This window comes from Actinophytocola sp., from assembly GCF_045807065.1.
In the GTDB taxonomy this organism is placed as follows: domain Bacteria; phylum Actinomycetota; class Actinomycetes; order Mycobacteriales; family Pseudonocardiaceae; genus Actinophytocola.
The window spans coordinates 20,209-46,591 of sequence record NZ_JBJMIE010000178.1 but is presented as its reverse complement, the minus strand read 5'-3'; the positions used below and the strand labels follow the sequence as shown (position 1 = coordinate 46,591).

Genomic DNA, 26,383 nt, shown 5'->3' with positions numbered 1-26,383 from the left:
GTCGGCCTGCTCACCGGCGCACTACGCATGGCGGAGGACGGCTCGATCGAGGAAGTCGGCCTGACCACCGGGCTGAGCCGGTGACGCTGGTAGCAGCAGTGGGTCTGTGCACGGTCGACGTGGTGCAGCGAGTGGAGACGTTGCCCGCACCAGGCGAGAAGGTGCAGTCCCTGTCCGTGGAGGTGGCAGCAGGCGGCCCGGCCACGAACGCGGCAGTAGCGGTAGCCGCGTTGGGCGGCCGGGTTCGCTTGTCCACGGTGCTGGGCGCACATCCCCTCGCTCGCCTGGCGGCGGCGGACCTGTCCGCATGCGGCGTGGAACTGACGGACGCGCTGCCAACCCGCACGGATCCACCGCCAATTAGCGCGGTATCCGTAAGAACGGTCGACGGCGAACGAACCGTGGTGGCCCACAATGCAAAGGGCGTGCAGACCCCGGCTGTGATCGACCTGACGGACGCGACCGCCCTGCTGGTGGACGGCCACCACCCGACACTGGCGATGCACGCCGCACGCGAAGCCAAGAACCGAGGCATCCCGGTAGTACTGGACGCAGGCAGCTGGAAACCAGTACTGACAGACCTCCTGCCCTTTGTGGACATAGCGGCATGCTCAGCGGCCTTCACCTCACCAGAGCCGCTGACCACCCCCATTGTCATCAGAACAAACGGCGCAAACCCAGTCACGTGGTCAACAGCCGAAACAACGGGCGAGGTACCGGCAAAGCGAGTAACCGCAAAGGACACCTCCGGCGCAGGCGACGTATGGCACGGCGCACTGACCCTGGCTGTTGCCAACCTGGCCCGAGTCCCAACCGCGTCGGACCTACCGCGATTGATCGAGTACGCGAACGAAGCGGCGGCAATCCGAATCCAGCATGAAGGAGCGAGGGCATGGGTAAAGCCAATGCTGGACCTGATGCCGTGAAGTTCACCGACCTGGTAACGAGAGCCCGCGGCCTGGGCCCGGGTCGAGTGCTACTGGGCATCTGCGGCGCGCCAGGCGCCGGAAAGTCCACACTGGCCGAACGCCTGGTGGCAGCGCTGGGAAGCGAAGCGGTGTACGTAGGAATGGACGGCTTCCACCTGGCGCAAGTAGAGCTGAACAGATTGGGCAGAACCGCAAGAAAAGGCGCCCCGGACACCTTCGACGCGGAAGGCTACGTAAACCTCTTATCTCGTCTGACAACCGAAGTTGCCACCACGGTGTACGCCCCACAATTCCGCCGAGAGATGGAGGAACCAATAGCAGGAGCAATCCCCGTCGGCCCCGAGCATCGGATAGTAGTAACGGAAGGAAACTACCTGCTGCTGAACGAAAGACCGTGGTGCCAGGTGAGAACTCACCTAACAGAAACCTGGTTCTTATCCCCAGGTGAACCACTAAGGCAAGAACGCCTGATGGTCCGACACCAAGCCTACGGCCGCAGCCCAGCAGAAGCCCGCGAACGCACCCTGGGCTCCGATGAACGCAACGCCGTGCTCATCAACGCCACCCTCCCTGCAGCAGACCTGGTAATAACCGCCGTACTGGGCTAACTCGCACCGTCAAGCTCCGCTGCAACTCGACCAAATCGCCCCGCAACAACCCCCTACCTGCCTCCTCGGCGCGTCTCTCCACAGCACGGTCCTAGGGCCTCTGGCATACGGTTTTGCACCGCTCACGGACGGCCCAAGCACCACCAAGACTTGCTCAAGCCGAGCCGGACAGCATCAGCGAATCCTGTTCCTCGGTAGGGCCACCACTCACTACCCATCACCGACTACCGCGCAAGCCACCCGCAGCAAGCCAGCAGCACTCGACTCCGAACCTTCGCAGGCCTCGAAGGCTCCTTCAAGAAGCCTGGAGCCACCCCCGCGTCGTCGTTGTCTCCCCGCCATCAGGCGATCAGCTCCACCCGCGACCCAGTGCGCGTCTTGTGAACCCGCAGTCGGGTAGGGATGCGGTCCCGCAGCTCCTCCACGTGAGACACCAGCCCCACCACTCGACCGCCCGCGCGCAGTTCGTCCAGCGTGTCCATCACCTCATCAAGGGTGTTCGCGTCCAACATGCCGAAACCCTCGTCCACGAACAGCGTGTCCAGCAGCGCACCGCCGGTCTCGGCGGCCACGACGTCCGCCAACCCAAGCGCCAGCGCGAGCGAAGCCAGGAACGTCTCTCCGCCCGAAAGCGTCTTCGCCGACCGCGCGTTGCCCGAATAGGCATCCAGCACGTCCAGCCCCAACCCGCCCCGCGTGCCACGCGGCCCAGCGACATCCGTGTGCACGAACGAGAACCGGCCGTCACTCATCTTCCGCAGCCGGACCGACGCCGCGATCGCGACCTCCTCCAGCCGCGCCGCCAACACGTAGGCCCGCAGCGACATCTTCCGCGCGTTCTGCCCACGCCCGTTCACGACGTCGGTGAGTGCCGACAGCTCCTCGAACTCGGCCAGGGCAGGTCCCAACTCCGCCCAGGCCGCACGCAGACGCACCGCCAACTCCGTGACGTCCACGACGCGCTGGCGCGCCAGCCGCGCCGCGGCGACCGCCGCGTCCATCTCGACACGCGCGACGGAGTACGCATCCGCAGCCGGCCCCACCTCAACCCGCTGATTCGGGTCGACACCGACCAACTCCGGATCCGCCAGTACCCGTCGCAGCCCAGCCTCCCGCGCCGCCGCCTCGTTCAACCGCCGCTCAAGCGCGGCGTGGTCCGGCCGCGCAGCGGCGAGGGCCGCAGCCACGTCCGCGAACCCGGCCGCCTCAACCGCATCACGCATCACGCCGCCCTGCTCCTCGACGCGGCCCCACGCCACAGACTGCTCCGCCAGTGTCGAGGCCAACGCGTCCAGCCGATCCGCGACCGACAGCAGATGCGCTCTCCGCGCCGCCACGTCGGCATGCTCGGCCCGCGCGGTCGCCAAGCGCTCGGCTCGTTCGGTTATCCGGTCAACCAGCGCCACCCGCTCATGGGCGAAGCCGGTCGCCTCCTTCTCCGCGGCCCGAAGCCGCGCCATCACCTCCTCGGACTCGTTCTCCAGTGCCCGCAACCGCTCCCGCAGCCGTCGATGCTCACCCGCGAGCAGAACGGCGTGCTCATGCGCCTCGGCGGCCGCACGCAACGCCTCGTTGAGCTTGTCAGCCTCCCGCCCACGCAGCCGGTCCAGCAGCGTCGCCAAGGCCTGCTCGGCACGCGCCAACTCACGAGCAGCCCGCTGCCGCGCGACGTCAGCCTCCTGCTCCCGCACCGCCGCCGCCCGCTCATCCGCCGCGGTGACCTGCACCATCGCGCCGACCGCCGGCAGCGGATGGTCAGTCGATCCGCACACCGGACAGTGCTCACCGTCGACGAGGCCACCCGCGAGCTCAGCCGCCATCCCGAGCAACCGCCGCTCCCGGATGTCCAACACGGACTCCCGGGCGCCCTGATGAGCGTCCACCGCCACCTGCGCCGCGTCGATGCGCTCGCGGACCAGGCGCCGTGCCGCCGGAACCTGCTCGGCGTCGCGAACCAACGCGGTCAGGTCCTCCCGTGCGGCCACCAACGCCGGCAACTCCGCGACCGCCCGCGCCGCGTCAGCAAGCCTCTCCCGAGTGCCCTCGACCTCGCCAGGCAACTCGGAAAGCCGCTTTACACACGACGCGACCACGGCCTCGGCACGTTCCGCCAGCGGCCCGAGCTCGTCGACCCGCTTCTGGTCGGCCACCTGCAACCCGGCTTCCTCGACAAGGCCACCCAACGCTCCGGCGACCTCTCGCAACCGCCCGGCCCAGACCCGAGGATCGAGCCCCGCCAGGCCGCGCTCACCCGGCCCGGAACCCGTCCGCCAAGCCGCAGACACGGCCCCGGCCTCATCGAGTCCCACGCCTGGCGACCACGGCTCACGGATGACTCCGTCGGACTCATCGCCCGACAGAACACCAGCGGCGGTGTCCGCGGCACCCTTCGAGGCGTCGGCGCCGACCTGGTCATCGACGCCGTATCCGGCGACCAGACCTCGCAGTTCCTCGACTGTCGGAGCTTCCGCAGCGAGCGCCGCGACCGCGTCGTCCGTGGCGCGGGCCACCGCCTCGACCCGTACAAGCTCACGGTGCGCTGCGACGACCGGCATTGCCCGACGAGCGGCCGCGAGTTCCTCGGCCCACGTTGCCCGGCTATCCGCCTCCGCCGACAACACAGCCAGCTCGGCGTGTGCCGCCGCCACACGGCGCACCCGGTCCGCCAGCTCCCGGCGGGCGAGCAGTTCCGCCTCGGCTTGATCCCGCGCGACGGCTGCAGCGAGCTCACGTGCGACAGCCTCTGCGGCCTCTTCCTCGGCCGTGGCGACGAGCGATGCCAACCAGGCCTCGTCAGCCGCGTCGTCCGTCGGTGGCTCGGAGCCGACGGCCTGAGCCAGCCGGGCGACCAACTGCAGGCATCGCAGCCGTCCGGCCTCCAATGTGCGGCCCTGCTCCACGCGCCGGTTGCGGAACCACTCCTCGACCAGCGCGAAGTGCTGCGTGCCGAACAGCTTCTCGAGCAGCTTCTCCCGCTCAGCAGTCTCCGCACACAGGAACCGCGCGAATTCGCCCTGCGGTAGCAGGACCACCTGGAAGAACTGGTCCTTGCTCATCCCGAGCAGCCGTTCGATCGTGCGACCGACTTCGTCGATTCTCGTCAACCCGTCGGGCGCGTGCCCACTCGGCGCCGTGCCGACCCAGGTCAGCGATGCCTTCGCGTTTTGTTTTGTAGTGCCGTCACCTCTCTTCTTCGGACGTAGGTACTCCGGACTCCGCGTCAGTCGCAGTCGGTGCCCGCGCACGCTGAGCTCAAGCCGAACTTCCGTGACCACGTCCGGTTCCGCGTAGTCACACCGCAACCGCTTCGCCTGGTCGCGTACGCCGGGCACGGCACCGAACAAGGCGAACGCCACCGCGTCCAGCAGCGTCGTCTTGCCGGCACCCGTGTCACCGTGGAGGAGGAACAGCCCATCCGCGCCGAGCCGGTCGAAGTCCACGACCTCACGACCGGCGTACGGCCCGAACGCGGTCAGCTCCAGCCGATGCAGCCTCACCGCTTCTGGCTCACGGCCGCTCCTCGCAAACCCGTGCGGCTCGTGGTAGCCGCTGGGTTCGAGATTCGTTCCGCCTCGTGGTGGCGCCGCGCATGCTCGGCGCCACCACGGGCCAGCCGGCCGGCGGTAAGCCCTCTTCGCTCATGCGGCCTCCCTGTTCCCGCGCTGCCGCGCGAGCTCCGCGCGTTCGTCGTTCGCCACGGCTGCGAACGCCTTCAGCAGGAGGGCCCGCTCGCGTTCACTCGGCTCCGCACCCCGGCACTCGGTGACGAAGTCGCATGCCACGTCGTGGTCGGACCGGTCTCGCACGGTCGTGGCGTAGCGCAGTGGCGTGGCCAGCGGGCCGCTCGCCGGCCGCCACTCCACATGCACGGCATGCGGGAACCGCTCCTGTAGGCGGCGTAACGCGTCCGTCGGCCGCACCTGATCGGTCAGTTCGACCGACAGATACGCCTCGACGAGCTGCCCATGTGCCGGCGAGGTGAGCAACTCCTCGAGGTTGCCGCGGACCGTGGCGAGCGAGCGGGGGATCGGCAGCTCCCGCCGCTCGACTCCGGCGAGCCCGCCGGCGTCCAGTTCCACGAGCCACACCGACTTTCGGTGCCGCGCCTCGGAGAACGAGTACGCCAGTGGACTGCCGGAATAACGGAGGTGCTCGGCCAGCCGTTGAGGCCCGTGGAGATGGCCGAGCGCCACATAGTCGACGCCGTCGAACACGGTGCTCGAGACCTGTTCGACGCCACCGACCGAGATCGTCCGTTCCGAAGCACTCGGCGCGCCGCCGGTGACGAAGGCGTGCGCGAGTACGACCGACCGCACGCCCGGTCCACGTGCGGCGAGGTCGGCCCGCACACGGCGCATCGCCTCCGTGAGCACGCCGGCATGCCCGGTTGCCTCGATCTCCAGCGAGTGCCGCGCGGGCTCCGGCTCGAGATACGGAATCCCGTACAGCGCAACGGGTCCGTGTGTGTCCTCGAGCAGCACGGGACGGTCCAGCTCGGCGACCCGCGTACGCAGGTGCAGGCCGCCCGCCGCCGCGAACTCGGCGAACGCGCCCAAACGCGGCGCCGAATCGTGGTTTCCCGGTGTGATGACCAACCGCGCGCCGGCGTCACGGATTCGATCCAGCACCCGGGTGCAGACCGACACCGCCTCACCGGACGGCACCGCGCGGTCGTAGATGTCTCCGGAAACCACCACGACGTCAACCTGCTCATCGGTGACCACGTCGGCCAGTCCGCCCAGGACGGATTCCTGGTCGGCAAGCAGGTCTCGGCCGTGGAACATCCGTCCCACGTGCCAGTCGGAGGTGTGGAGCACTCGCATGCCCCACAAGTTATTCGGCCGGGACGACGATCGGAGGGAGGCGCGCCACCCCATTGAGCGACAGGCCCCAGGAAAACCGGCAGAAATTCAGTTCGTCAAACCTTCCGTTCGCGTTCCAAGCCGTCCAATCGCGCTCGGCGCGCCGGTGTCCGTGCGGAATTTGTCGGTGTCGTGGTTCATGATGCGTCCACTCGGTTCGATCCAGGAAAGGGGATGTCAGTGGCAGCGGTGTTGGGCACCGTGGCGTTCGTGTTGTTGCTGCTGCTCATCGGCGGCGCGGCACTGTTCCGGCGGCTGTACAACGACAGCCAGCGCAGGCTGGACGAGGCCGTGCTAGCCGTGCGTGCGGAGCGCGACCGGTCCGAAGCGCACTCGGCCGCCCTCCGTCGTTACGAGGTGATGTTCGCGTCGATCAGCGGGCGAGGTGAGCTCGGTGAGCAGGTGCTCGTGGAGACCGCGCGCTCGCTCGGCTTACGTGAGGGTCTGCACTTCACACTGCAGACCGACGTCGCCGGTGGCGGGTCCGTGCGGCCGGACATGCTGCTGTCGGTCGGCGACGGGCGGCTCGTGCCTGTCGATGCGAAGATGACGGTCGCCTGCTGGGTCGAGGCGGTCGAGACCGAGGATCCGGAGGAGCGGGCGGACGCGCTACGCGTGCACGTGCGCAACATCCGGTCGCGGGCGGCGGAGCTCGCGAGCAAGGGATACCAGCGATGGGCGGACGCGATCTACGGCACGATCATGTTCGTTCCCTCCGACGCCGCGGTGGTCGCCGCCCTGGACACCGATCCCGACCTGCTCCGCTGGCTGCTCGACCGGCGGGTGTTCGTCTGCGGGCCGACGGGATTCGCGGTGATCGCGTCGGCGGCCATGCTCGCGGCGAGCGAACGGGTGCTGGCGGCCGACATCGACGCGTTGCGTGGGCAGGCGCTCGCGGCGCACCGGGCGGCGGAGAGCGCGGTGGACGCGGTCAACGTGTCGAGCACACACCTGCAGCGGTTCCTGCAGGCGCGGCGGCGCGAACTCGACGCGCTGACCCAGTTCACGTCCGCCGTCGTGCCGCTGACGGACGCGGCGGCCAGCCCGACGCCACTGCCGGCGGTGCGACGATCGGACGAGGTGGCCGCGAATGCCTCGCCTACTGCGCGTGACGTGGTGCCGGTCGAACAGTACGACGAACTACCTGATGTGGAGGTGCCTATCGAGCGATGACCACCGACAACTCAATATGGCCACTGGGCTGAGCGCTGGAAGCGGACAGTAAACGTTTGTGTCCTGGTTCACATCTTGGTGTGGCATCAGGAGTGCCGTTTTCAGAACGCTGGTCAGGTTGGCCTGCGGACCCACTAACGTGTGCCTCGTGACCGCGACCCGCGATCGCAGGAGCGATCCTGAAACAGACGCCGGACTGGCGTGGGACGACCGTCCGATTTATGGGCAGTTCCGTGGACTGCCTTGGTGGGCGGCGGTCCTGCTCGCCTTCGGTGTGACGGCGATCGCCGCGTTCGTCGACATGCAGCGGCAGGACTCACTGGGCCGGATCTACCAGGGTGCCTTCGTGGTGGGCTGCGTCGTCGCGGTCTGCTTCGTGCGGAGGCGGAGCCTGTTCGGACCGATAGTGCAGCCACCGTTGGTCTTCGCCATTACCGCTATCGGTGCGTTCGTGCTGCTGGACCCGAAGTCCGGCAGTGGCGGCCTGAAATCGCTGATCCTGTCGGTGGCACTGCCACTGACCAGCAATTTCCCGACGATGGGCATCACGACCGCCGTCGTGGTCGCGATCGGAGTGTTCCGGTTGTGGCGGGAACGCAACCCCAACCCGGAGGCGCGTCCCAACAAGCCGCCGAAGGAACGTGTCGCGCGCGGGGCCGATGTCGGACTGGCTGACGAGCCTGGGCAGAGCACTGGCGGGCGTGACCCGCGGGAGCGCCCGAGCAAGGACCGGGTCGCGCCACCGGGGCGTCGAGGCCGGCCTGAGTCGGAGGGCGCACCGGAAGAGGAGCGCGTTGCTCGGCGCATGCCCGGTCGGGGGCCGCGTCCGTCGCCTTCGCGTGAGGCGGCTGGCCGGGACAGCGGTCGCGATGCGGGCCGGGACGGTGCCCGCGACTCGCGGCGTCGGGATGCGGCTGGTCGCGATCCGGCTGGCCGGGATGCCGCTGGTCGCGGTGAGCGAGGCCGAGGTGAGCAACCACCACCGGACGCCGCTCGGGGTCGCGGTCGTGGCGGTGAGCCGCCGGCGCGCCGGCGGGAGCCGGGTGGCGAGGGCGGTGCGTCCCGCGACGACCGCGGTGCCGGTCGGCGGGATCCCGGTCGCGACGCTGACGGTCGTGACTCCGATCGGGATGGCCGAGGTGGCGCGTCAGGGCGCCAACCGCGGCGTCGTCCGCCTGAGGAATACCGCTGACGCAGTCCGCCTGAGGAATACCGGTGACGCCGACGGCTGGCGCTGACCTGTCCTGCTGACGTTGGTGGGTCCGGACCACGACCCATCGGGTGGTGGCGTCGTGCTGTGTCGACTGCTTAGCGGATGTTGCCCTGGAGGTCGTTGTCCTTGAGTGCCTTGCGCAGCTCGCGTGGGAGGGCGAACGTGACCTTCTCGTTGGCGGTGGTTACTTCCTGGACACCGGCGAAGTCGCGGTCGGCGAGCCACGCTAGGAGGTCCATGACGAGGATCTCCGGTACGGACGCGCCGCTGGTCACGCCGACCGTGGTGACGCCCTCGAGCCAGGTCGGGTCGACCTCGCGGGCGTAGTCGACCAGGTGCGCCGCTCGTGCGCCGGCCTGCAGGGCCACCTCGACCAGACGCTTCGAGTTGGACGAGTTCTGCGAGCCGACCACGATGACCAGGTCGCACTCCGGGGCCATGGCCTTCACCGCGACCTGGCGGTTCTGGGTGGCGTAGCAGATGTCGTCGCTCGGCGGGTCCTGGAGTTCGGGGAAGCGGGCCTTCAGCTGGTTGACGCGCACCATGGTCTCGTCGACCGACAGCGTGGTCTGTGACAGCCAGACGACCTTGGACGGGTCGCGGACGGTGACCTTCTCGACGTCCTCCGCGGTGTCGACCAGCTGGACGTGTTGCGGCGCCTCGCCGGCGGTGCCCTCGACCTCCTCGTGGCCCTCGTGGCCGATGAGCAGGATGTCGTAGTCGTCGCGGGAGAATCGTTTCGCTTCCTGGTGGACCTTCGTGACCAGCGGGCAGGTGGCGTCGATGGTGCGCAGCTGCCGTGTGGCCGCCTGCTCGTGCACGGCGGGCGACACGCCGTGCGCGGAGAACACCACGAGCGCGCCCTCCGGCACCTCGTCGGCCTCGTCGACGAAGATCGCGCCGCGTTCGGTCAGGGTTTCGACCACGTGCTTGTTGTGGACGATCTCCTTGCGCACGTACACGGGGGCGCCGTAGGTCTCGAGCGCCTTCTCCACGGTCACGACGGCGCGGTCGACCCCGGCGCAGTAGCCGCGCGGCCTGGCCAGCAGAACTCGCTTGGTCATGAGACCCAGAGTACGTACCCAGCGTACGTACCGGGTGCCTGTGTAGGCAGATCGGTGGGACTGGTGCAGGCTAGATGCATGAAGTCACTCCCGCTCCCGATCCGGGTTGCGGCCGGCCTCGCCGTCACCGCCGTGGAACAGGCCCGCTCGCTGCCCACCAAGCTCGCCGGGCTTCCCGTCACCGTGGCGAGCCAGGCTCTGCAGGTCTCCATGCGCGTGCAACAGCAGGTCACGGAGCTGGCCATCCGCGGCGACGAGGTACTCGGCAGCTTCCGGCACGTCGAGGAGACGCCCGAATGGGCCACTTTCGACGAGGACGTGCAGGACGACGACTTCGACGCCAGCAAGCCCGTGCCGTTCGACTCGGCGTTCGACCGGGTCGACGACGAGCTGGAACGACGTAACGGTGACCACAGCGTGAGCGGCGAGACATTCGCCACACCCGATCCGTGGACGCAGGAGGAGCAGGCGCTCGCCGAGGAGACCGGCGCGCACGAGTCCGACGTGTACGAGATCAGCGAGCCCGAGGGCACCGAGACTGATGGCGCTGAGTCCGATGGTGGCGAGTATGTGGCCGATGCCGGCGTTGAGGTGACGGACGAGCGGCCGCTACAGGAAGTCACCGGGTACGACGAGCTGTCGCTGCCGCAGCTGCGTGCCCGCCTGCGCCGGTTCTCCGCCGACGAGCTGGCCGAACTGCTCGAGTACGAGCGCACCCACGGCAACCGGCCGTCCTACGTCGGCATGCTCACCCGCCGCATCGCGACGGTGCGCGACCAGCGGTGACGGAACCAGCAACCAGTCCGGAGAAGCCCTGGCCGGTGCGGACAGTCGCGCGCAAGGTCGCCGACTGGATCAACCGCCTCGGGGACGTGTGGGTCGAGGGCCAGGTCACCCAGATCTCCAACCGCCCGGGTACCGGCACCGCCTTCCTCACGCTGCGTGATCCAGCCGCGGACGTCTCGATGACCGTCACGTGCTCTACCGGCATGTTGCGCGAGCACCAGCCGCCCCTGTCCGACGGGACACGGGTCATCCTGCACGCCCGTCCTGCCTTCTTCATCAACCGCGGCACGCTGTCGCTGCGGGCCGACGAGATCCGCGCGGTGGGCATCGGTGAGCTGCTCGCGCGGATCGAACGGCTGCGCAAGCTCCTCGCCGCGGAAGGCCTGTTCGACCCGCGGCGCAAGAGGAGGCCGCCGTTCCTGCCGAACACCGTCGGCCTGATCACCGGCCGGGCGTCCGCAGCCGAGCATGACGTGGTGGTGAACGCCCGGGCCCGCTGGCCGGCCGTCCGCTTCCGGATGGAGAACGTCGCCGTGCAGGGGGCGATGGCCGTGCCGCAGATCGTCGACGCGCTCGGCGCCCTCGACCGCGACAAGAACGTCGAGGTCATCGTGATCGCGCGTGGCGGCGGCAGCGTCGAGGACCTGTTGCCGTTCTCCGACGAGACACTGCTGCGCGCGGTGTCGGACTGCCGCACGCCGGTGCTGAGCGCCATCGGGCATGAACAGGACACGCCGCTGCTCGACCACGTCGCGGACGTCCGTTGTTCGACCCCGACCGACGCCGGCAGACGGGTGGTGCCGGACATCGCGGAGGAGACGGCCAGGATCCGCCAGCTTCGTGACCGTGCGCGACGGGCGTTGCACGGATGGGTGGATCGTGAGCGTCGTCTGCTTGATGCGTTGCGGAGTCGGCCGGTTCTGGCGGACCCGTTCACGCCGCTGGAACAGCTGAATGCGCAGGTCAGGATACTTGCGGAGCGATCAAGGCGGGCCGTCATCACCCTTGTCGCCGCCGAGCGGGCGGCCCTCGACCACACAAGAGCCCGCTTGACGACGCTCGGACCAGCCGCCACGCTTGCCCGCGGGTACGCGGTCGTGCAGTGGGTGGACGCGGAAGGAAGCCCACGAGTGCTCCGCTCGACGGCAGAGGCGCCGGACGGGACCCGGTTGCGGGTCCGTGTCACTGATGGCGCGGTGCACGCGATCGCGTCGCCCTGGGGTGACGCGAGCGGAGGTAGCGGTGCCGAGACCGGAACGTGAGCCGACCTTCCTGCCGTTGACGATCGATGCCACCCGCGCCGTCGCGCGGGCCATGGAGCATGAGCCGGCGTTACGCGTCCCCGCTGACGTCGTCTCCCGTCGTGCGCGTGAGGCCAACGCCGCGGCGGCGGACTGCTGGGTCGCGCTGCTCGCCGGCTGCGACGCGCCCGGCTGCCGAAACCTGCCGATCCGGCTGCGTGCGCTGTCCGAGGCGACGTCCGACTACGCTGGCATGCGCTGGTGGCTCGGCCGTGGCTCGCAGCACCGCCATCGGGTGAGTCGTGCGCTGGAGCGCATCGAGGAGGCGGTGGCCGAACGTGACGGCGCCGACTTCGCGGAGGCGTTCGTCGGCTACGACCAGGCCGTGGCCGCCGCGTTGGTGAACGCCCACAGCCGATTGGAGACCCACGCCCAGTGAGCGAGCTAGCCGGCGGCGCCGCCCTCGACTACGAGGCGGCCCGTGACGAACTGGCGGACGTGGTGGCGAAGCTCGAGGCGGGTGGCCTGTCGCTCGAGGAGTCGCTGGCGCTGTGGGAACGTGGCGAGGCGCTGGCCAAGATCTGCGACCGCCACCTGGCCGGCGCGAAGGAACGCATCGAGTCCGCTCTGGCCGCCGCCGAGTCGGAGAACTGACGCAGCGGAACCCTCCACCAGCGCATCGACGAGGTCTCGCGCGCTGGCACACCCTTGAGCATTCCTGCGTCCACAGCGTTTCCCCAAGTTATCCACAGGCGATGCAGTTATCCACAGCCAAGATCATTCCGGCCGTCCCTGTCGATGGGTACCGATAGACTGGCATCGGGGCCGCCCCCGGGATCGGGTGGGGGGTGCCGTCTCACTTACGAGGCGGATTTGGCGAAATTCGGTGTTTCGGCGTTGGCTCGTTTCTGAGTTTGTGCCTGGCGAGTGGGGTGATTAGGGACGGGGAAGGTGAGTGCACGGGAACGCGTAAAAGGAAGGGGCGAAAAGGCGGGCGCCCTCGGGTTGCGGCGGTTGGCCGGGCTTGCAAAGCTCTGAAGCTGGTAACTGGTCGTATGGCGGCCAGTGCCGAATAGTGTGGAGTTGCTGGCAGGGCTGGGTGACTGGTGGGGCGCGGGCCTGGGCGGTGGCCTTGTGTGTTTTAGGGAGACTTGGTGAAGGATTGAGCGGGCCGGGTCGACGGCTGTCCACGCTAGTAGGCACCGCGGTCAATTCATCGGACGGAACAAGGGCCACGGCGTCGCGCGTGAATATGCGGTTGGACGTGTGGATAGGGCTAGTGGCCGGTGAAATTCGGGGTTCGTTTCGCTACGAAGGCGTCCACTGCTTCGCGATGGTCAGATGTTGCGCCTAGTTGGGACTGGGCCGCGTCCTCTGCCGCCAGGGCTTGTTCCAGGTTAGTGCCGGCGGCTGTCAGGAGGGCTTCCTTGATCTTGGCGTAGCCGGTCGTGGGGCCGGTGGCCATGCGGGACGCCAGCTCCCGGGCCGTTGACAGGGCGACCTCGTCGTCCACCACCTGTGTCACCATGCCCATTGCCAGGGCCTGGTCGGCCGTCACCGGCTTCGCCAGCAGCATCAGTTCCATCGCTCGGCCGTAGCCGATCAGCTTCGGCAGGGTCCACGACGCGCCCGAGTCCGCTGTCAGGCCGATTGTCGCGAAGGCCATCAGGAACTTGGCTGAGCGGGCCATCACCCGCAGGTCACAGGCGTAGGCGAACGACGCGCCCGCGCCGGCCGCCATGCCGTTCACCGCGGCTATGACCGGTTTGGGCATCGACGTGATCGCCCGGACTATCGGGTTGTAGTGCTCGGCGACCGTGCGGAACGGGGTCGGGTCGTCCGACCGCAGTGCCGCCACGTGCTCCTTCAGGTCCTGGCCCGCGCAGAAGGCCTTGCCCGCACCCGTCAGGACCACGGCACGCACGGCCGGATCCGCCGCGGTGTCGGTCAGGGCATCGCGCAGGGCGTCCTTCAGCTCGACCGTCAGCGAGTTGTACGCTTCCGGACGGTTGAGGGTGAACGTGCGCACTCCGTCACTGTCGTCGACCAGCAGGGACGTCAACGGATCCTCCTCAGGCGCTCGACCTGGTATGTCGGTTCAGGCAGTCGGACAGGAAACTCTCCGCGGCGGGGGCCAGGCGGTGCGTGTGCTCGTCGAAGAACTCCGCCGCCGCCGTGCCCGGCCAGTCCGGGGGCAGGACCAGCGACGGCAGGCCGGGATCGCGGAACAGGAACTTTCGCCACGCGTGGAGCAGGCGCTGCGACGCGGCGAAGGCCGCCGGCGGCCTGGTACCGTCCACAGCGGACACGACGGGTAGCCACTCGGTCACGAAACCGCTGTAGTCGGCGGCGAGTGTGTCCAGGTCCCAGGCCCGCGCGGCCAGGTCCTTGTCGTCGCCCTCGTGCTCGCCGTGGAACACGCGGGCCGGGGTGTCCTCCAGGATGTCCGTCAGCTCCGGGGACGGCCGCGGCGCCACCCAGGTAGTGGGACCCAACGGTCCGTAGCCGATCAGTCGCAGGGAAGAGTCGAGGCGGTCGCGGACACCGCGGTTCGGCAACTCCTCCAGGACGAGCACGTGCCAGTGGCCGTCCCATGTGGAGGGTCGGGTGCGGTAGATCCGCGAGGCGGCCTCGTCAAGCCGCCGTTCGGCACGCTTGGTCAGCGCGTATCCGGGCCCGTCGGCCAGCCTGACCGGCCGGAGCCAGTCCTGTCGCACCATTCTGGACACGGCGGTGCGGATGGCCGGGGCCTCGAAGCCCAGCGGCTCCAGCAGCCGGACCAGGGCGGCGATCGTCGCCGAGCCACCTCGGGCTCTGAGGTAGCTGCCGTAGACGTCGAACAGCGCGGACCGGGCTCGCACGATTTCCGAGTCTAGTGCGGTGCACGTGCGTCTTGGCCGGTCATCGACACGCAGGTGATCGGTTCGATTTCACCCGCGAGATGCCATAGGGGAGAATGTCAGGGTCTTTGGCCGGGGTACCTCCGGCCGAGGTGGCAGGCTATGACGGAGGGAGCACGCTATGGCGGCCATGAAGCCCCGGACCGGTGACGGTCCCCTCGAGGTGACCAAGGAGGGTCGGGGCATCGTGATGCGCGTACCACTCGAGGGTGGTGGGCGCCTCGTCGTCGAGATGTCGGCTGAAGAGGCAAGTGCCCTGGGTGACGCGTTGAAGGTCGCGGCTGGCTAACGGTCCAGAGTGGAGGTTCTGTTCCGTCGAGTATGGAGGTCCGTTGCGAACACCGGTGCCCGCGATACCGACGGCACTTCCCGAGGTGGAGGTGATCCCCGCGCCACGGCAGGCGACGCCGCTCGCCGTGGTGTACCGGGCGGGTGACGCCACCCCGTCCTCGCTGTCGGCGCTGGGCGACGATCTGACCGGCGAGTGGATGGCCGCCGTCGCGCTCACCGGCAAGGCGGGCGAGGTCCAGCCGGGGCCGGTCGGCTCCCCGGTGCGCTGGGTCGCCGGGGTCGGGGAAGGTGCGCCCGGCCAGTGGCGCACCGCGGGTGCCGCCCTGACCAAGGCGCTGAACGCGCGGATCGCGCAGGACACCGACGCCGGCCGCGCCGCCGAGCGGACGCTGCAGCTCGAGCTGCCGTCCTCGGTGGGGCCGGACGAGGTCGCCGAGCTGGTGTGCGGGCTCCGGCTCGGTGGCTACCGGTACGCGGTCACGGCGAAGTCAGCCGCACCGACCGTGCGCACGATCCGGCTGGTCACAGCCGACTCGGCACTGGAGGCGCCGGTGCGGCGGGCCGCGGTGCTCGCGCAGGCCACCGCCCTCGCGCGGGACCTCGCGAACACGCCGTCGAACGTGAAGGACCCGGCGTGGCTCGCCACCATGGCGACGCGTACCGCGGGCAAGGTCGCCGAGGTCGTCGTGCGGGACGAGAAATGGCTGGCCGAGCAGGGCTTCGGCGGGGTGCTCGCGGTCGGCGGCGGCTCGGCGCGGCCACCGCGGTTCGTGGAACTGTCGTGGCGCCCTGCTAGAAAGAGTCCGCACGTGGTGCTCGTCGGCAAGGGCATCACGTTCGACACAGGTGGCGTGTCCATCAAGCCGGCGGACGGCATGCACCTGATGCGGACGGACATGTCCGGCGGAGCCGCCGTGATCGCCGCCGTGGAGGCGATCGCACGGCTCGGGTTGGACGTGCGGGTGACCGGCCTGGTGTCGTGCGCGGAGAACCACGTCTCCGGGTCGGCGTACCGGCCGGGCGATGTCGTGCGGCACTACGGCGGCCGCACGACCGAGGTGACCAACACCGACGCCGAGGGTCGCATGGTGATGGCCGACGCGCTGGCCTACGCCGTCGACCGGCTGAAGCCCGACCTGCTGGTCGACGTGGCGACGCTGACCGGCGCGATGAAGGTCTCGCTGGGCCTGCGCACGGGTGGCTTGTTCGCGTCGACGGACGCGGTCGCGGCGCGCGTGCTGGCCGCGGGCGAGGCCGCCGGCGAGCGGTGGTGGCGGATGCCGCTGGGCTCGGACATGGGCTCGGTGGCGGACGAGTTCGCGGAGACGGTACGCAGCGAGATCGCGGACGTGCGGCAGTGCCCGCCGGGGCCCGGTGGCATCGCGGCGGCCATGTTCCTGCGTGAGTTCACCGGCGGGTTGCCGTGGGCGCACCTGGACATCGCCGGTCCGGCGCGGGCGGACCGCAACTACGACGAGGTCAGCGCCGGTGCGACTGGTTTCGCCGCGCGGACGCTGGTCGAGTTGGCCGCGTCACACGGGTAAAGGGGACAGCGCCGCGTACCCGCGTTCGGCGCGGGCGGCGAAGACCCGGTCGAAGACGGCGAACTTGGCCAGGAACACCGGCCCGCTCGCCGCCAGGTAGCTCAGCGTCAGCGCCACCGGCCGCCAACCGCCTGGGAGGAGCGGGAGGACCAGCCACTCGGCGGCCGTCGTCAGCGCGATGGACGCCGCCCCGCCCAGCAGCGTCACCGTCAGGTACGTCGTCAGCTGGGCGCGCAGCCTGCCCGGCGGCCACGCCCAGTGGCGGACCATCAGGAAGTGCGGCACCGAACCGGCCAGGAACGCCGCCGTGCTCGCGACCGTCGCGTCGAACGGGGTCCACGCGTACAGCACCAGCAGCACCACCTGGCTCAACGCGGTGGCGATCGCCGACGCCACCGTGAAGCGGGCCAGCCTGGTGCGCGAAGGTGCCATGCGCCGACGCTATTGCGCCGAGCCTGAATGCGCTCTCAGGCAGATCCCTGAGTCTCCCCCTATCAACCCCGGTCAGGGGTGAGACGCCAGATGATGTCCACGCCGTCCTCGCCCGGGGTGAGCGGCTCCTGTGGCGAACGTCGTTCCACCTCGGTGAAGCCCAGGCGTCTCGGAACCGCGGCGCTGCGGAAGTTCGCCACGTCCGTCACGATCTCGACCCGCCGCACGCCGACCCGGAAGGCCTCCGTGGCCAGCAGCGACGCCGCCCTCGTCGCCGTGCCACGACCGACGTACGCCGGGTGCAGCCAGTAGCCGATCTCCAGGCCGCCCGGGCCGACGCGGGCCATCAGGCTCGAGGCACCGGCGAGCCGGCCCTGGACGAAGATCGCGTAGTTGTACGCCGCGCCGCTCTCCCAGTCCTCCCGGGTCGCCGCGAGGAACGTCGCCGCGGCCTCCGGCGGGTAGCCGTTCGCCACCCACGCCATCCACGGTCGCAGGTGCTCGATGGACTCGGTCACCACCCGGTGCAGCGCCGCCGCGTCCGTCTCCCGCCAGCGACGCAGCGTCACCTCACCCGCACCGAGTTGCGCCCGCATGGCGGCTCAGCCGAGCACCGACCGGTAGACCGCCACCGTCTGCTCGGCCACCGACGCCCATGAGAACTCGTTGACCGTCCGCTCCCGGCCGGCCTGGCCCATTGCCTTCGCCCGATCGGGGTCATCCAGTAGGGCGTTCACGGCGTCCGCGAGGCCGACGCGGAACATGGACTCGTTGGCCGCGTCGTAGTGCACCAGCAGGCCCGTCCGGCCGTCGTCGACGACCTCGGGGATCCCGCCGACATCGGAGGCGACCACGGCCGTGCCGCACGCCATGGCCTCCAGGTTCACGATGCCGAGCGGCTCGTACACCGAGGGGCAGACGAACACCGTGGCGTGGCTGAGGAACTGCCGCACCTCGGCCGGCTGGAGCATCTTCTGGATCCAGTACACGCCGGGCCGGGCCGCCGCCAGCTCCGACACCGCCGTCGTCGTCTCCTCGGCGATCTCCGGCGTGTCCGGCGCGCCGGCGCACAGCACGAGCTGCGCGTCCTCGTCGATCTGGTGCGCGGCGGCGATCAGGTGGCCGACACCCTTCTGCCGGGTGATCCTCCCGACGAACACCACGATCGGGCGGTCCGGATCCACTCCGTAATGGCGCAACGCGTCCGACTCCGCCACCGGGTGGTACGCGGACGCGTCGATGCCGTTGCGGACGACCTTCACCCGGTCGGGGTCCAGCGCGGGGTAACAGTCCAGCACGTCGGCCCGCATGCCCTCACTCACCGCGATGATCGCGTCCGCGGACTCGTACGCCGTCTTCTCCACCCACGACGACAGCCGGTAACCGCCGCCGAGCTGCTCCGCCTTCCAGGGCCGGCGCGGCTCCAGCGAGTGCGCGGTGACCACGTGCGGCATCCCGTACAGCAACTTCGCCAGGTGGCCCGCGTGGTTGGCGTACCAGGTGTGCGAATGCACGAGGTCGACGCCGTCGACGGCCGCCGTGATCGACAGGTCGACCGAGAGCGTGCTCAGCGCCTGGTTGGCGTGCTCCATGCCGGGCGCGGGAGTGTGTGAATGGACACCCTCGCCCGACCGGGGCCCGCCGAAGCAGTGCACGTCCACATCGACCAGCTCCCGCAGCCGAGGCACGAGAAACTCGACGTGGACGCCCGCGCCGCCGTACACGTCCGGCGGCCATTCACGAGTTAACAGCCCGATACGCACGATCCTCAAGGTAGCCGTACCAGCCTGTACGCCGTTAGGGTCAGCCCCGTGAAGTGGCAGCAGCCGCACGTGCTCGCGATCGTGCTCGCCGGGGGCGAAGGGAAGCGTCTGTGGCCGCTGACCGCGGACCGCGCGAAACCCGCCGTCCCGTTCGGGGGCAACTACCGGCTGATCGACTTCGTGCTGTCGAACCTCGTGAACGCCGGCTTCCACCGCCTGTGCGTGCTCACCCAGTACAAGTCGCACTCGCTGGACCGGCACATCTCCACGACGTGGCGGCTGTCCAGCGTGCTCGGGCAGTACATCACGCCGGTGCCGGCGCAGCAGCGGCTCGGGCCGAGGTGGTACACGGGCAGCGCGGACGCGATCTACCAGTCGCTGAACCTCGTGTACGACGAGAAGCCGGACCACATCGTGGTCTTCGGCGCGGACCACGTGTACCGGATGGACCCGGCGCAGATGGTGTCCCAGCACATGGACTCCGACGCCGGGGTGACGGTGGCCGGGATCCGGGTGCCGCGGGCCGAGGCGAGGGCGTTCGGGTGCATCGACTCCGACGCGACCGGCAGGATCACCCGGTTCCTGGAGAAGCCGGCCAACCCGCCGCATGTCCCGGACGACCCGGACGTGACGTTCGCGTCGATGGGCAACTACGTGTTCCGCACCTCGACGCTGCTCGAGGCCCTGCGTGAGGACGCCGCGAACCCCGAGTCCATGCACGACATGGGCGGCGACATCATCCCGATGCTCGTCGGCCGGGGCGATGCGCGGGTGTACGACTTCGACGACAACGAGGTGCCCGGCGCGACCGAGCGGGACCGCGGGTACTGGCGGGACGTGGGGACGCTCGACGCGTACTACGAGTCGCACATGGATCTCGTGTCGGTGCACCCGGTGTTCAACCTGTACAACCACCGCTGGCCCATCCGGACCGCGACGCCGCCGTTGCCGCCGGCGAAGTTCGTCAACTCGGGCAACGCGGTCGAGTCGATGGTGGGGCCGGGGACGATCGTGTCGGGGTCGACCGTGTGCGAGTCGGTCATCAGCGCGGACGTGATGATCGAGGACGGCGCGCGGGTCGAGGGCAGCGTGCTGCTGCCGGGCGTGCGGGTCGGCAAGGGCGCGGTCGTGCGCCGGGCGATCCTCGACAAGAACGTGGAGGTGGCGGAGGGCGCGGAGATCGGCGTCGACCTGGACGCCGACCGGCAGCGGTGGACGGTCAGCTCGGGCGGGATCGTCGTGCTCGGCAAGGGCGAGCGAGTCGAGTGATTTCGGTCCTTTTCGCCGGGGACGCGCCTACGCTTGGCGGATGGAGCCACCCGCGGAGAAGGATCCGTACCGGGCCGTGTGGCAGATGTCGCAGGTCGGGGGGAACGGCGGGCGTCGGGACCGACGGATCCGCTGGCGGGCCGGCATCCTCACGGGGCTGGCCGTGTTCGCGCCGTTCGCCCTGGTCGTGATCATGTGGGGCTACTTCTCGGGCGCCGCACTCGCGATGTTGATCATCGGCCTGTCGATAGCGGTGAGCGTAGGCGGCTACGTCGCGACGAACGACGACTAGTTATCCACAGCTCCAGCTATCCACAGGCAAGATCAACAACCCCCTGAATGTCGGTGCCCACCGATAGAATGGGACCGGGGCCGCCCCCGGGATGGGGTGGGGGGTGCCTACCTTACGGGCGGAAGTTTTCGGTGAAAGTTTTGGTGTGGTGCGGCGGGTAGGTGGGGCGAGGCGGAGTTTGCGGTGGTGAGGCGTTTGGGTATTCGGAGTCTGTGCCGTTCCGGGTGGGACAGCGTGGCTTGGGGGCGTGAGGCTTTAGGGCGGTGGGGTCTCGGGGCTTGCGGCGTTGAGCTGGAGCCTTGGAGCTTGGTCCGGAGCGTTGAGGCCTGGGCTGGATCGCTGGGGCTCGGTCCGGAGCCTTGCCGCCCGGTCTGGAACCCGGGGGACTTGCGCTGAAACCCGGGGACTTGCGCTGGGACCCTTGAGGCCTGGCCTGCGGCCTGGGGACTTGCGCTGGCACCCTTCAGGCCTGGCCTGCGACCCTGGGACTTGCGCTGAAACCGGGGCTTGCGCTGGAGTCCCTGAGGCTTGGTCTGGAGCCTTGGAGCTTGGTCGGGGCCTCGGCGGTCGCGCTGGCGTGGGCCGGAGTCGGGGCGAGGTGAAGGCGCTGGTCAGCGGGCCTTCGCGGCCACCAGTAGGCCGTCGCCCAGTGGGAGTAGTACTGGGACCAGGCGGTCGTCGTCGCGGACTGTGCGGGCTACGTCTCTCAGGGCTACGGTTTCCGTGTCTCGGCGGGTGGGGTTCGCTACGCGGCCGGACCAGAGGACGCTGGCGAACGCGATGACGCCGCCTGGGCGGAGGAGCCGCACGCCCTGTTCGTGGTAGCTGGGGTACTCGGGCTTCGCGGCGTCGACGAACAGCAGGTCGTAGGCGCCTTCGGTCAGTCTCGGCAGTACGTCCAGCGCGCGGCCCATGATGAGTCGGGTCCGGCCGGGTGCGATGCCCGCCGCCGAGAACGCGCGTTTGGCCGCGCCCTGCGGCTCGGGGTCGACGTCGATGGAGGTCAGGACGCCGTCGGGGGCCATGCCGCGCAGCAGGTACAGGCCGCTCACCCCGGCGCCGGTGCCGGCCTCGACCACGGCCTTGGCCTGCAGCGCGGTCGCCAGGAACCGCAGTGCCGCGCCCGCGCCCGGAGAGACCGGACCAGCGCCCAGCTGGTCGGCCCGCTTGCGCGCGGCCGCCACGGTGTCCTCCTCGGGGAGGTAGCCCTCGACGTACGCGTTTACCGCGTCCGAGTCGATCGTCGGCGTATCGGATGCCACGAAAGGTGAGATTAGCGTTGTCCGCACCCAAACCGGGTGGTAAGGCCCCGGTCGATTCTCAGGCGCTTCTCAGATGACTCTCACTAGCTTCACACCAGCACCCGAAATGATTCCGGGTGACAGTACGACACAGGTCGGGGGACGGGGAACACGATGAGCGCGGTGCACGTTGAGCACGACAGTGGGTTTACCGACCCGGAAGAGGTGGCACAAGCCCTCATGCCAGCGACGACAGAAGCGACAGCCGCCGCCGCGCCTGTGACCCTCGACGACGAGCCCACCTGGACGCCGCCGTCGTGGGACGAGGTCGTGCGTGAGCACGCCGACCGCGTCTACCGTCTCGCCTACCGGCTGACGGGTAACGCGCACGACGCCGAGGACCTCACGCAGGAGACCTTCATCCGGGTGTTCCGGTCGCTGGCGAACTACAAGCCGGGCACCTTCGAGGGCTGGCTGCACCGCATCACCACCAACCTGTTCCTCGACATGGCACGTCGTCGCTCGCGGCTGCGCATGGAGGGGCTGCCGGAGGACACCGACCGCCTCGCCGGCGACGACCCGAGTCCGGAGCAGGTGTACGTGGCGAACCACCTCGACCCTGACCTGCAGGCCGCGCTGGACGAGCTACCCCCGGAGTTCCGGGCCGCGGTCGTGCTGTGTGACGTCGAAGGTCTCTCCTACGAGGAGATCGGCGCCACACTCGGCGTGAAGTTGGGTACTGTGCGCAGCAGGATCCACCGGGGGCGGCAGGCACTGCGCGCGTCGCTGGAGCGGCGCCGTGAACTGGTACGGGAGGGTAGGTCGTGACCGACGAGCGCGGTTGGGGTCTGTCCGAACAGCACTTACTCCCGGACGTCGTCGTGGCGTTCGTCGACGGTGAGCTGTCGGCGACGGCGCATGATCGGGCGTCCTCACATCTGGCCAGGTGCGCGGTCTGCGCCGCGGACGTCGCGGCACAGCGCCAGGCCGCGTCGGCCGTCCATGCGGCCAACGCGTTCTCCGCGCCCGCAGGGCTGCTGGCCAGCCTGCGGGCCATACCCGATCAGGTCGAGATGCCGGAGATGCCGGACGGTCTCGCCGTGACGCAGGACGGCCAGCTGGTCGCCGTGCAGCGGCCGGACCGGGTGGCGGCGTTGGGGGGCACCGCGCCGTTGGGCACATCCGCCAAGCTCGGCGAGGGCAGCGCGGTCCTCGGGCGTAGGTCCGGTCGTCGGGCCGTCCAGGGCGCGGGCGTCGTGGTGTCCGGTCTGGTGCTTGGTGCGCTCGCGATCGCGGGCACGGCCAGCGGCGGTGGCGACACCCCGCTGAAGGCCCCGGCCAGCGGTGACCGGCCCGCGGTGGTCGGCGGCAGCATGCAGCAGGTCGGTTACGCGACCCTGCGGTCCACCGACCGCTGACCAGGCACAACCCGTGTAAGGCCGCTGTGAAGCATCTCCGCGGGAACAGAACGCTGACTTCACCATCCCTCCGGCACGCTTGGCGACGATGAGCAACCAGTGGAACTCCGAGCCGGGCACGCCGCTGAACGGCAGCGCCGTTCCCGGTGCTGACGATCGGCCCCGGCTCGGGCCACGGCCGTTGCACCGCCCGGAGGTCGACCCGCACACCGCGGCCGTGTTCGGCCGGCCATCAGGCGTCGACGGTGCGTTCTCCCCGCAGGCGGGCGGTCACCCGACGCTCGGTGAGCTGAAGACCGCGCCGCCGGCACCGGAGTCGCTCGCCTCGGCGTTCGGTCGCCCCGAGGGCAGCCAGGAGCTGCTGCAGCGCCCGCCCGCCGACGAGCACGGCGTCAACGGCGTCGACCCGTGGGATCCGGACGCCGCGCACGACCCCTGGCGCGACCCGTCGGCCGGCGCGGTGATCGGCCCACCCGCCGTCGGGCCCGACCGGGACGGCGACGGCGCGAAGCCCGCGGGCAAGCCGGCCGCCAAGCTGCTGAGCCTGCCCGAGGTGCTGTTCGGGCGCCGGGTGAAGCCGACCGCGCTGATCATGCTCGCGGTGCTCGCGCTGGTCATCGGGGCGGGCGGCGGGATCGCCGCGTACTTCCTCGTGAACCGCGGCGACGAGCTGTACAGCGACACGACGCTCGCCGAGGTGCAACCGGCGAAGGAACGCCCGGCCGGCTCGGTCGCGGACATCGCGCGGCGGGTGCGGCCCGCGGTCGTCACCATCGAGGTGCGGACGGAGCAGGGCACCGGCATCGGCTCCGGCGCCGTCATCGACAGCGCCGGCTACATCGTGACCAACGAGCACGTGGTGTCCCTCGGGGGCGCCGTCACCCAGGGGCAGAAGATCACCGTCGTGTTCAACGACCGGCGGCGCGTGGCCGCGAAGCTGGTCGGCACGGACCCGAAGATGGACCTCGCCGTCGTCAAGGTGGACGCCGACGTCAGCACGGTCATCCAGCTCGGCAAGTCCGCCGACCTGGCCGTCGGCGACACGGTCCTCGCGATCGGCTCCCCGCTGGACCAGGCCGACACCGTGACCGCGGGCATCGTCAGCGCGTTGAACCGCCCGGTCGTGCTCGGCGGCGAGGACGGCCAGCCGGCGGCGTACGACGCGATCCAGACCGACGCGGCGATCAACCACGGCAACTCCGGCGGCGCGCTGGTCGACTCGACCGGGGCACTCATCGGCATCAACTCGTCGATCATCTCGACGTCCGAGGAGGGCGGCAGCATCGGTCTCGGCTACGCCATCCCGATCGACGACGCGCGGCCGGTGGTCGACTCGCTGATCAAGACGGGCCGAGTCAACCACGCCGACCTGGGCGTGAACGCGTCGTCGGTGTCCGCGGAGACGGCCGAGGGCGCCCGGGTCCAGAACGTCCGCGGAGGCGGCGCCGCCGAGAAGGCGGGCATCAAGCAGAACGACGTGATCCGCAAGGTCGGCGACCGGGTCATCGCGAACGCGGCCGAACTGATCGTGACGGTTCGGCACTACAAGATCGGCGACACCGTGCCGGTGGTGCTGGCCCGTGACGGGCGCGAGCTCACCGTTCAGGTGACGTTGCAATCCGACTGACCGGCTACTCTGAATACCAGAGGGCGGGGGTTTCGTCGCGGGAGGGCGGCCACAGTGTTCGACAGCATCGGCTGGTCCGAGATCCTCATTCTCGTCGTGGCGGGCCTGTTCATCCTCGGCCCGGACCGCCTGCCGTCCGCGGCGGCGTGGCTGGGGCGCAACGTGCGGAAGGTCCGCGAGTACGCGACCGGCGCCCGTGAACAGCTCCGCAACGAGATGGGCGACGACTTCGAGGAGCTGCGCAAGCCACTGCAGGACCTCCAGCAGCTGCGTAACTTCGACCCCCGGCGCGCGGTGGCGAGGCACCTGTTCGACGACGTCGACGTGTCGAACGGCGGCACCAAGCCGAACGGCCACACCCCGCCGCCCGCCACCCCGGCGCCGACCCCGGTCAAGGAAGACCCGAAACCGCCGGCGACCGGCGAGGCGAAGTTCGACCCCGACGCGACCTGACTGTGTTCCGCGGGCCCCCCTCGCCGAAGAGGGCCCCGCGGTTACTCAGGCCGGGGAGACGGAGAGCATGCGGCCCGCCAGGCCACGCGCGCGAACCGACAGCTTGGTCGCGATGCGGGTCAGCTCCTGGGCCGCCGCGGAGTCCGGGACGGACGTGACGATCGGCTCGCCCTTGTCGCCGGCCTCGACCATCCGCGGGTCCAGGGGGATCTTGCCGAGCAGGGGCACGTCCGCGCCGATGGTCTTCGTCAGGGAGGCGGCCACGGTCTCGCCACCGCCCGAGCCGAACGGCTCCATCCGGGTGCCGTCGGGCAGTTCCAGCCACGACATGTTCTCGATGACGCCGGCGATCCGCTGCCGGGTCTGCATGGCGATGGCCCCGGCCCGCTCGGCCACCTCGGCCGCCGCCTGCTGCGGGGTCGTCACGACCAGCAGCTCGGCGTTCGGCAGCAGCTGGGCCACCGAGATCGCGATGTCGCCGGTGCCCGGGGGCAGGTCCAGCAGCAGCACGTCCAGGTCGCCCCAGAAGACGTCCGCCAGGAACTGCTGGAGTGCCCGGTGCAGCATGGGGCCCCGCCACACGACCGGCGTGTTGCCCGGCGTGAACATGGCGATGGAGATGACCTTCACACCGTTGGCCACCGGCGGCAGGATCATCTTCTCCACGCGGGTCGGCCGGCCGTCGGCGCCGAGCATGCGCGGCACCGAGTGCCCGTAGATGTCCGCGTCGACCACGCCCACCGACAGCCCGCGGGCGGCCATCGCCACCGCGAGGTTGACCGTGAGGCTCGACTTGCCGACCCCGCCCTTGCCGGACGCGACGCAGTAGACCCGTGTCATCGAGCCGGGCTCGGCGAACGGGATCCGCGGCTCCTCGGAGGTGCCGCGCAGCTTCTGCCGCAGCTCGGTGCGCTGCTGGTCGGACATGACGTCCATCTCGATGGTCACGTGCCGGACGCCGTCGACCGCGGAGACGGCCGAGGTCACGTCACGGTTGATCTTGTCGCGTAGCGGGCAGCCGGACACGGTCAGGTAGATCTCGACGTGCACCGTGCCGCTGTCGCCGATGGACACGTTCTTGACCATGCCCAGGTCGGTGATCGGCCGGTGGATTTCCGGATCTTGCACGGTGGCCAGCGCCGCACGCACAGCCTCGACATCTGGAGTGGTCACCCCTACATGCTACGGGCCAGTTCCGTAACATCCTCTTCGTGCCTGAACACGGGGTAACACGATTGCCTACCGCGACCGAACTCGACGCTTGGCGATCGTTCCTC

At 69.8% G+C, this 26,383-nt stretch carries 26 protein-coding genes and 1 pseudogene; 17 read left to right on the top strand and 10 right to left on the bottom strand.

Annotation, left to right across the window (positions count from 1 at the left end):
• Nucleotides 1-86: 86 nt before the first annotated feature.
• Nucleotides 87-926 (top strand): PfkB family carbohydrate kinase, encoded by an 840-nt coding sequence (locus tag ACJ73U_RS10360; RefSeq protein WP_407777338.1) that lies wholly within the window; start codon nucleotides 87-89, stop codon nucleotides 924-926.
• Entirely contained in the window at nucleotides 893-1,537 is a 645-nt protein-coding gene (locus ACJ73U_RS10355) for a nucleoside/nucleotide kinase family protein (RefSeq protein ID WP_407777336.1), read from the top strand. The genes ACJ73U_RS10360 and ACJ73U_RS10355 overlap by 34 nt, the downstream gene beginning before the upstream one ends.
• A gap of 341 nt (nucleotides 1,538-1,878) precedes the next feature.
• On the opposite strand, the gene ACJ73U_RS10350 is transcribed toward ACJ73U_RS10355, so the two are convergent.
• Together ACJ73U_RS10350 and ACJ73U_RS10345 are read right to left on the bottom strand one after the other, a co-directional pair.
• The gene (locus tag ACJ73U_RS10350; RefSeq protein ID WP_407777335.1) at nucleotides 1,879-5,034 is read right to left on the bottom strand and encodes an AAA family ATPase; all 3,156 of its coding nucleotides are present in this window, start codon (nucleotides 5,032-5,034) and stop codon (nucleotides 1,879-1,881) included.
• A 141-nt stretch (nucleotides 5,035-5,175) separates the two neighbouring features.
• Entirely contained in the window at nucleotides 5,176-6,360 is a 1,185-nt protein-coding gene (locus ACJ73U_RS10345) for an exonuclease SbcCD subunit D (protein WP_407777334.1), read from the bottom strand.
• Between the two features lie 219 nt (nucleotides 6,361-6,579).
• Here ACJ73U_RS10345 and ACJ73U_RS10340 point away from each other — a divergent pair, with 219 nt between their 5' ends.
• The 3 genes and pseudogenes from ACJ73U_RS10340 to ACJ73U_RS10330 all read left to right on the top strand — a co-directional run bounded on the left by ACJ73U_RS10340 (nucleotide 6,580) and on the right by ACJ73U_RS10330 (nucleotide 8,810).
• Nucleotides 6,580-7,572, top strand: coding sequence for a DNA recombination protein RmuC (locus ACJ73U_RS10340; protein WP_407777337.1), 993 nt, complete (start codon nucleotides 6,580-6,582; stop codon nucleotides 7,570-7,572).
• Between the two features lie 58 nt (nucleotides 7,573-7,630).
• Nucleotides 7,631-8,158 (top strand): annotated as a pseudogene (locus tag ACJ73U_RS10335) (DUF6542 domain-containing protein); the annotation flags it as partial.
• A gap of 283 nt (nucleotides 8,159-8,441) precedes the next feature.
• On the top strand, nucleotides 8,442-8,810 hold the full coding sequence (locus tag ACJ73U_RS10330; protein WP_407777339.1) for a hypothetical protein: 369 nt from the start codon (nucleotides 8,442-8,444) through the stop codon (nucleotides 8,808-8,810).
• Between the two features lie 70 nt (nucleotides 8,811-8,880).
• Here the strand turns inward: ACJ73U_RS10330 and ACJ73U_RS10325 are convergent, their stop codons facing one another.
• Entirely contained in the window at nucleotides 8,881-9,849 is a 969-nt protein-coding gene (locus ACJ73U_RS10325; protein ID WP_407777333.1) for a 4-hydroxy-3-methylbut-2-enyl diphosphate reductase, read from the bottom strand.
• A gap of 78 nt (nucleotides 9,850-9,927) precedes the next feature.
• Here ACJ73U_RS10325 and ACJ73U_RS10320 point away from each other — a divergent pair, with 78 nt between their 5' ends.
• From ACJ73U_RS10320 to ACJ73U_RS10305, 4 genes are read left to right on the top strand one after another with little or no spacing between them, the layout of a single operon-like run.
• Entirely contained in the window at nucleotides 9,928-10,635 is a 708-nt protein-coding gene (locus ACJ73U_RS10320) for a lipid droplet-associated protein (protein WP_407777332.1), read from the top strand.
• Nucleotides 10,632-11,897, top strand: a complete 1,266-nt coding sequence (gene xseA / locus ACJ73U_RS10315; protein WP_407777331.1) for an exodeoxyribonuclease VII large subunit — start codon at nucleotides 10,632-10,634, stop codon at nucleotides 11,895-11,897. The genes ACJ73U_RS10320 and xseA overlap by 4 nt, the downstream gene beginning before the upstream one ends.
• Entirely contained in the window at nucleotides 11,878-12,315 is a 438-nt protein-coding gene (locus ACJ73U_RS10310; protein ID WP_407777330.1) for a sugar ABC transporter substrate-binding protein, read from the top strand. Before xseA ends, ACJ73U_RS10310 begins: the two co-directional genes overlap by 20 nt.
• A complete protein-coding gene (locus ACJ73U_RS10305) occupies nucleotides 12,312-12,530 on the top strand; it encodes an exodeoxyribonuclease VII small subunit (protein ID WP_407777329.1) in 219 nt (72 codons plus the stop codon). The genes ACJ73U_RS10310 and ACJ73U_RS10305 overlap by 4 nt, the downstream gene beginning before the upstream one ends.
• A 622-nt stretch (nucleotides 12,531-13,152) precedes the next feature.
• Here ACJ73U_RS10305 and ACJ73U_RS10300 read toward each other — a convergent pair.
• Entirely contained in the window at nucleotides 13,153-13,938 is a 786-nt protein-coding gene (locus ACJ73U_RS10300; protein ID WP_407777328.1) for an enoyl-CoA hydratase-related protein, read from the bottom strand.
• 10 nt (nucleotides 13,939-13,948) lie between these two features.
• Nucleotides 13,949-14,737, bottom strand: coding sequence for a PaaX family transcriptional regulator C-terminal domain-containing protein (locus tag ACJ73U_RS10295; RefSeq protein ID WP_407777327.1), 789 nt, complete (start codon nucleotides 14,735-14,737; stop codon nucleotides 13,949-13,951).
• A gap of 160 nt (nucleotides 14,738-14,897) precedes the next feature.
• On the opposite strand from ACJ73U_RS10295, the gene ACJ73U_RS10290 reads away from it, so the two are divergent.
• Together ACJ73U_RS10290 and ACJ73U_RS10285 are read left to right on the top strand one after the other, a co-directional pair.
• Nucleotides 14,898-15,065 (top strand): DUF3117 domain-containing protein, encoded by a 168-nt coding sequence (locus ACJ73U_RS10290; RefSeq protein ID WP_075136168.1) that lies wholly within the window; start codon nucleotides 14,898-14,900, stop codon nucleotides 15,063-15,065.
• Nucleotides 15,066-15,108: 43 nt separating this feature from the next.
• Nucleotides 15,109-16,611, top strand: a complete 1,503-nt coding sequence (locus ACJ73U_RS10285) for a leucyl aminopeptidase family protein (protein ID WP_407777326.1) — start codon at nucleotides 15,109-15,111, stop codon at nucleotides 16,609-16,611.
• Here the strand turns inward: ACJ73U_RS10285 and ACJ73U_RS10280 are convergent.
• The 3 genes from ACJ73U_RS10280 to glgA all read right to left on the bottom strand — a co-directional run bounded on the left by ACJ73U_RS10280 (nucleotide 16,600) and on the right by glgA (nucleotide 18,806).
• Nucleotides 16,600-17,043 carry a GtrA family protein gene (locus tag ACJ73U_RS10280; protein WP_407777325.1) on the bottom strand — a complete coding sequence of 148 codons (444 nt, stop codon included), beginning with the start codon at nucleotides 17,041-17,043 and terminating at the stop codon, nucleotides 16,600-16,602. The genes ACJ73U_RS10285 and ACJ73U_RS10280 overlap by 12 nt on opposite strands.
• 62 nt (nucleotides 17,044-17,105) lie before the next feature.
• Nucleotides 17,106-17,639 carry a GNAT family N-acetyltransferase gene (locus ACJ73U_RS10275; RefSeq protein ID WP_407777324.1) on the bottom strand — a complete coding sequence of 178 codons (534 nt, stop codon included), beginning with the start codon at nucleotides 17,637-17,639 and terminating at the stop codon, nucleotides 17,106-17,108.
• A gap of 6 nt (nucleotides 17,640-17,645) precedes the next feature.
• The gene (gene glgA, locus ACJ73U_RS10270; protein WP_407777323.1) at nucleotides 17,646-18,806 is read right to left on the bottom strand and encodes a glycogen synthase; all 1,161 of its coding nucleotides are present in this window, start codon (nucleotides 18,804-18,806) and stop codon (nucleotides 17,646-17,648) included.
• Nucleotides 18,807-18,854: 48 nt separating this feature from the next.
• Here glgA and glgC point away from each other — a divergent pair, with 48 nt between their 5' ends.
• Nucleotides 18,855-20,075, top strand: coding sequence for a glucose-1-phosphate adenylyltransferase (glgC, locus tag ACJ73U_RS10265; RefSeq protein ID WP_407777322.1), 1,221 nt, complete (start codon nucleotides 18,855-18,857; stop codon nucleotides 20,073-20,075).
• 40 nt (nucleotides 20,076-20,115) lie between these two features.
• Nucleotides 20,116-20,367: a hypothetical protein gene (locus tag ACJ73U_RS10260; RefSeq protein WP_407777321.1), complete on the top strand. Its 252-nt coding sequence runs from the start codon at nucleotides 20,116-20,118 to the stop codon at nucleotides 20,365-20,367.
• 611 nt (nucleotides 20,368-20,978) lie between these two features.
• Here the strand turns inward: ACJ73U_RS10260 and ACJ73U_RS10255 are convergent.
• Nucleotides 20,979-21,629: an O-methyltransferase gene (locus ACJ73U_RS10255; RefSeq protein WP_407777320.1), complete on the bottom strand. Its 651-nt coding sequence runs from the start codon at nucleotides 21,627-21,629 to the stop codon at nucleotides 20,979-20,981.
• 153 nt (nucleotides 21,630-21,782) lie between these two features.
• On the opposite strand from ACJ73U_RS10255, the gene sigE reads away from it, so the two are divergent.
• The 4 genes from sigE to tatB all read left to right on the top strand — a co-directional run bounded on the left by sigE (nucleotide 21,783) and on the right by tatB (nucleotide 25,106).
• Nucleotides 21,783-22,436 carry an RNA polymerase sigma factor SigE gene (gene sigE, locus ACJ73U_RS10250; protein WP_407777319.1) on the top strand — a complete coding sequence of 218 codons (654 nt, stop codon included), beginning with the start codon at nucleotides 21,783-21,785 and terminating at the stop codon, nucleotides 22,434-22,436.
• Nucleotides 22,433-23,026 (top strand): zf-HC2 domain-containing protein, encoded by a 594-nt coding sequence (locus tag ACJ73U_RS10245; RefSeq protein WP_407777318.1) that lies wholly within the window; start codon nucleotides 22,433-22,435, stop codon nucleotides 23,024-23,026. Before sigE ends, ACJ73U_RS10245 begins: the two co-directional genes overlap by 4 nt.
• 88 nt (nucleotides 23,027-23,114) lie before the next feature.
• Nucleotides 23,115-24,653: a trypsin-like peptidase domain-containing protein gene (locus tag ACJ73U_RS10240; protein WP_407777317.1), complete on the top strand. Its 1,539-nt coding sequence runs from the start codon at nucleotides 23,115-23,117 to the stop codon at nucleotides 24,651-24,653.
• 54 nt (nucleotides 24,654-24,707) lie between these two features.
• Complete coding sequence (gene tatB, locus ACJ73U_RS10235; RefSeq protein ID WP_407777316.1) at nucleotides 24,708-25,106, top strand: Sec-independent protein translocase protein TatB; 399 nt, start codon at nucleotides 24,708-24,710, stop codon at nucleotides 25,104-25,106.
• Nucleotides 25,107-25,151: 45 nt separating this feature from the next.
• Here tatB and ACJ73U_RS10230 read toward each other — a convergent pair whose 3' ends face one another.
• Nucleotides 25,152-26,279 carry an Mrp/NBP35 family ATP-binding protein gene (locus tag ACJ73U_RS10230; protein WP_407777315.1) on the bottom strand — a complete coding sequence of 376 codons (1,128 nt, stop codon included), beginning with the start codon at nucleotides 26,277-26,279 and terminating at the stop codon, nucleotides 25,152-25,154.
• Nucleotides 26,280-26,383: the final 104 nt, after the last annotated feature.

Coding starts and splice junctions, on each gene's coding strand:
- ACJ73U_RS10240 (WP_407777317.1), top strand. CDS start 23,115: ATGAGCAACCAGTGGAACTCCGAGCCGGGCACGCCGCTGAACGGCAGC.
- ACJ73U_RS10280 (WP_407777325.1), bottom strand. CDS start 17,043: ATGGCACCTTCGCGCACCAGGCTGGCCCGCTTCACGGTGGCGTCGGCG.
- ACJ73U_RS10330 (WP_407777339.1), top strand. CDS start 8,442: ATGCGGGCCGGGACGGTGCCCGCGACTCGCGGCGTCGGGATGCGGCTG.
- ACJ73U_RS10345 (WP_407777334.1), bottom strand. CDS start 6,360: ATGCGAGTGCTCCACACCTCCGACTGGCACGTGGGACGGATGTTCCAC.
- ACJ73U_RS10325 (WP_407777333.1), bottom strand. CDS start 9,849: ATGACCAAGCGAGTTCTGCTGGCCAGGCCGCGCGGCTACTGCGCCGGG.
- ACJ73U_RS10355 (WP_407777336.1), top strand. CDS start 893: ATGGGTAAAGCCAATGCTGGACCTGATGCCGTGAAGTTCACCGACCTG.
- sigE (WP_407777319.1), top strand. CDS start 21,783: ATGAGCGCGGTGCACGTTGAGCACGACAGTGGGTTTACCGACCCGGAA.
- ACJ73U_RS10275 (WP_407777324.1), bottom strand. CDS start 17,639: ATGCGGGCGCAACTCGGTGCGGGTGAGGTGACGCTGCGTCGCTGGCGG.
- ACJ73U_RS10290 (WP_075136168.1), top strand. CDS start 14,898: ATGGCGGCCATGAAGCCCCGGACCGGTGACGGTCCCCTCGAGGTGACC.
- ACJ73U_RS10320 (WP_407777332.1), top strand. CDS start 9,928: ATGAAGTCACTCCCGCTCCCGATCCGGGTTGCGGCCGGCCTCGCCGTC.
- ACJ73U_RS10260 (WP_407777321.1), top strand. CDS start 20,116: ATGGAGCCACCCGCGGAGAAGGATCCGTACCGGGCCGTGTGGCAGATG.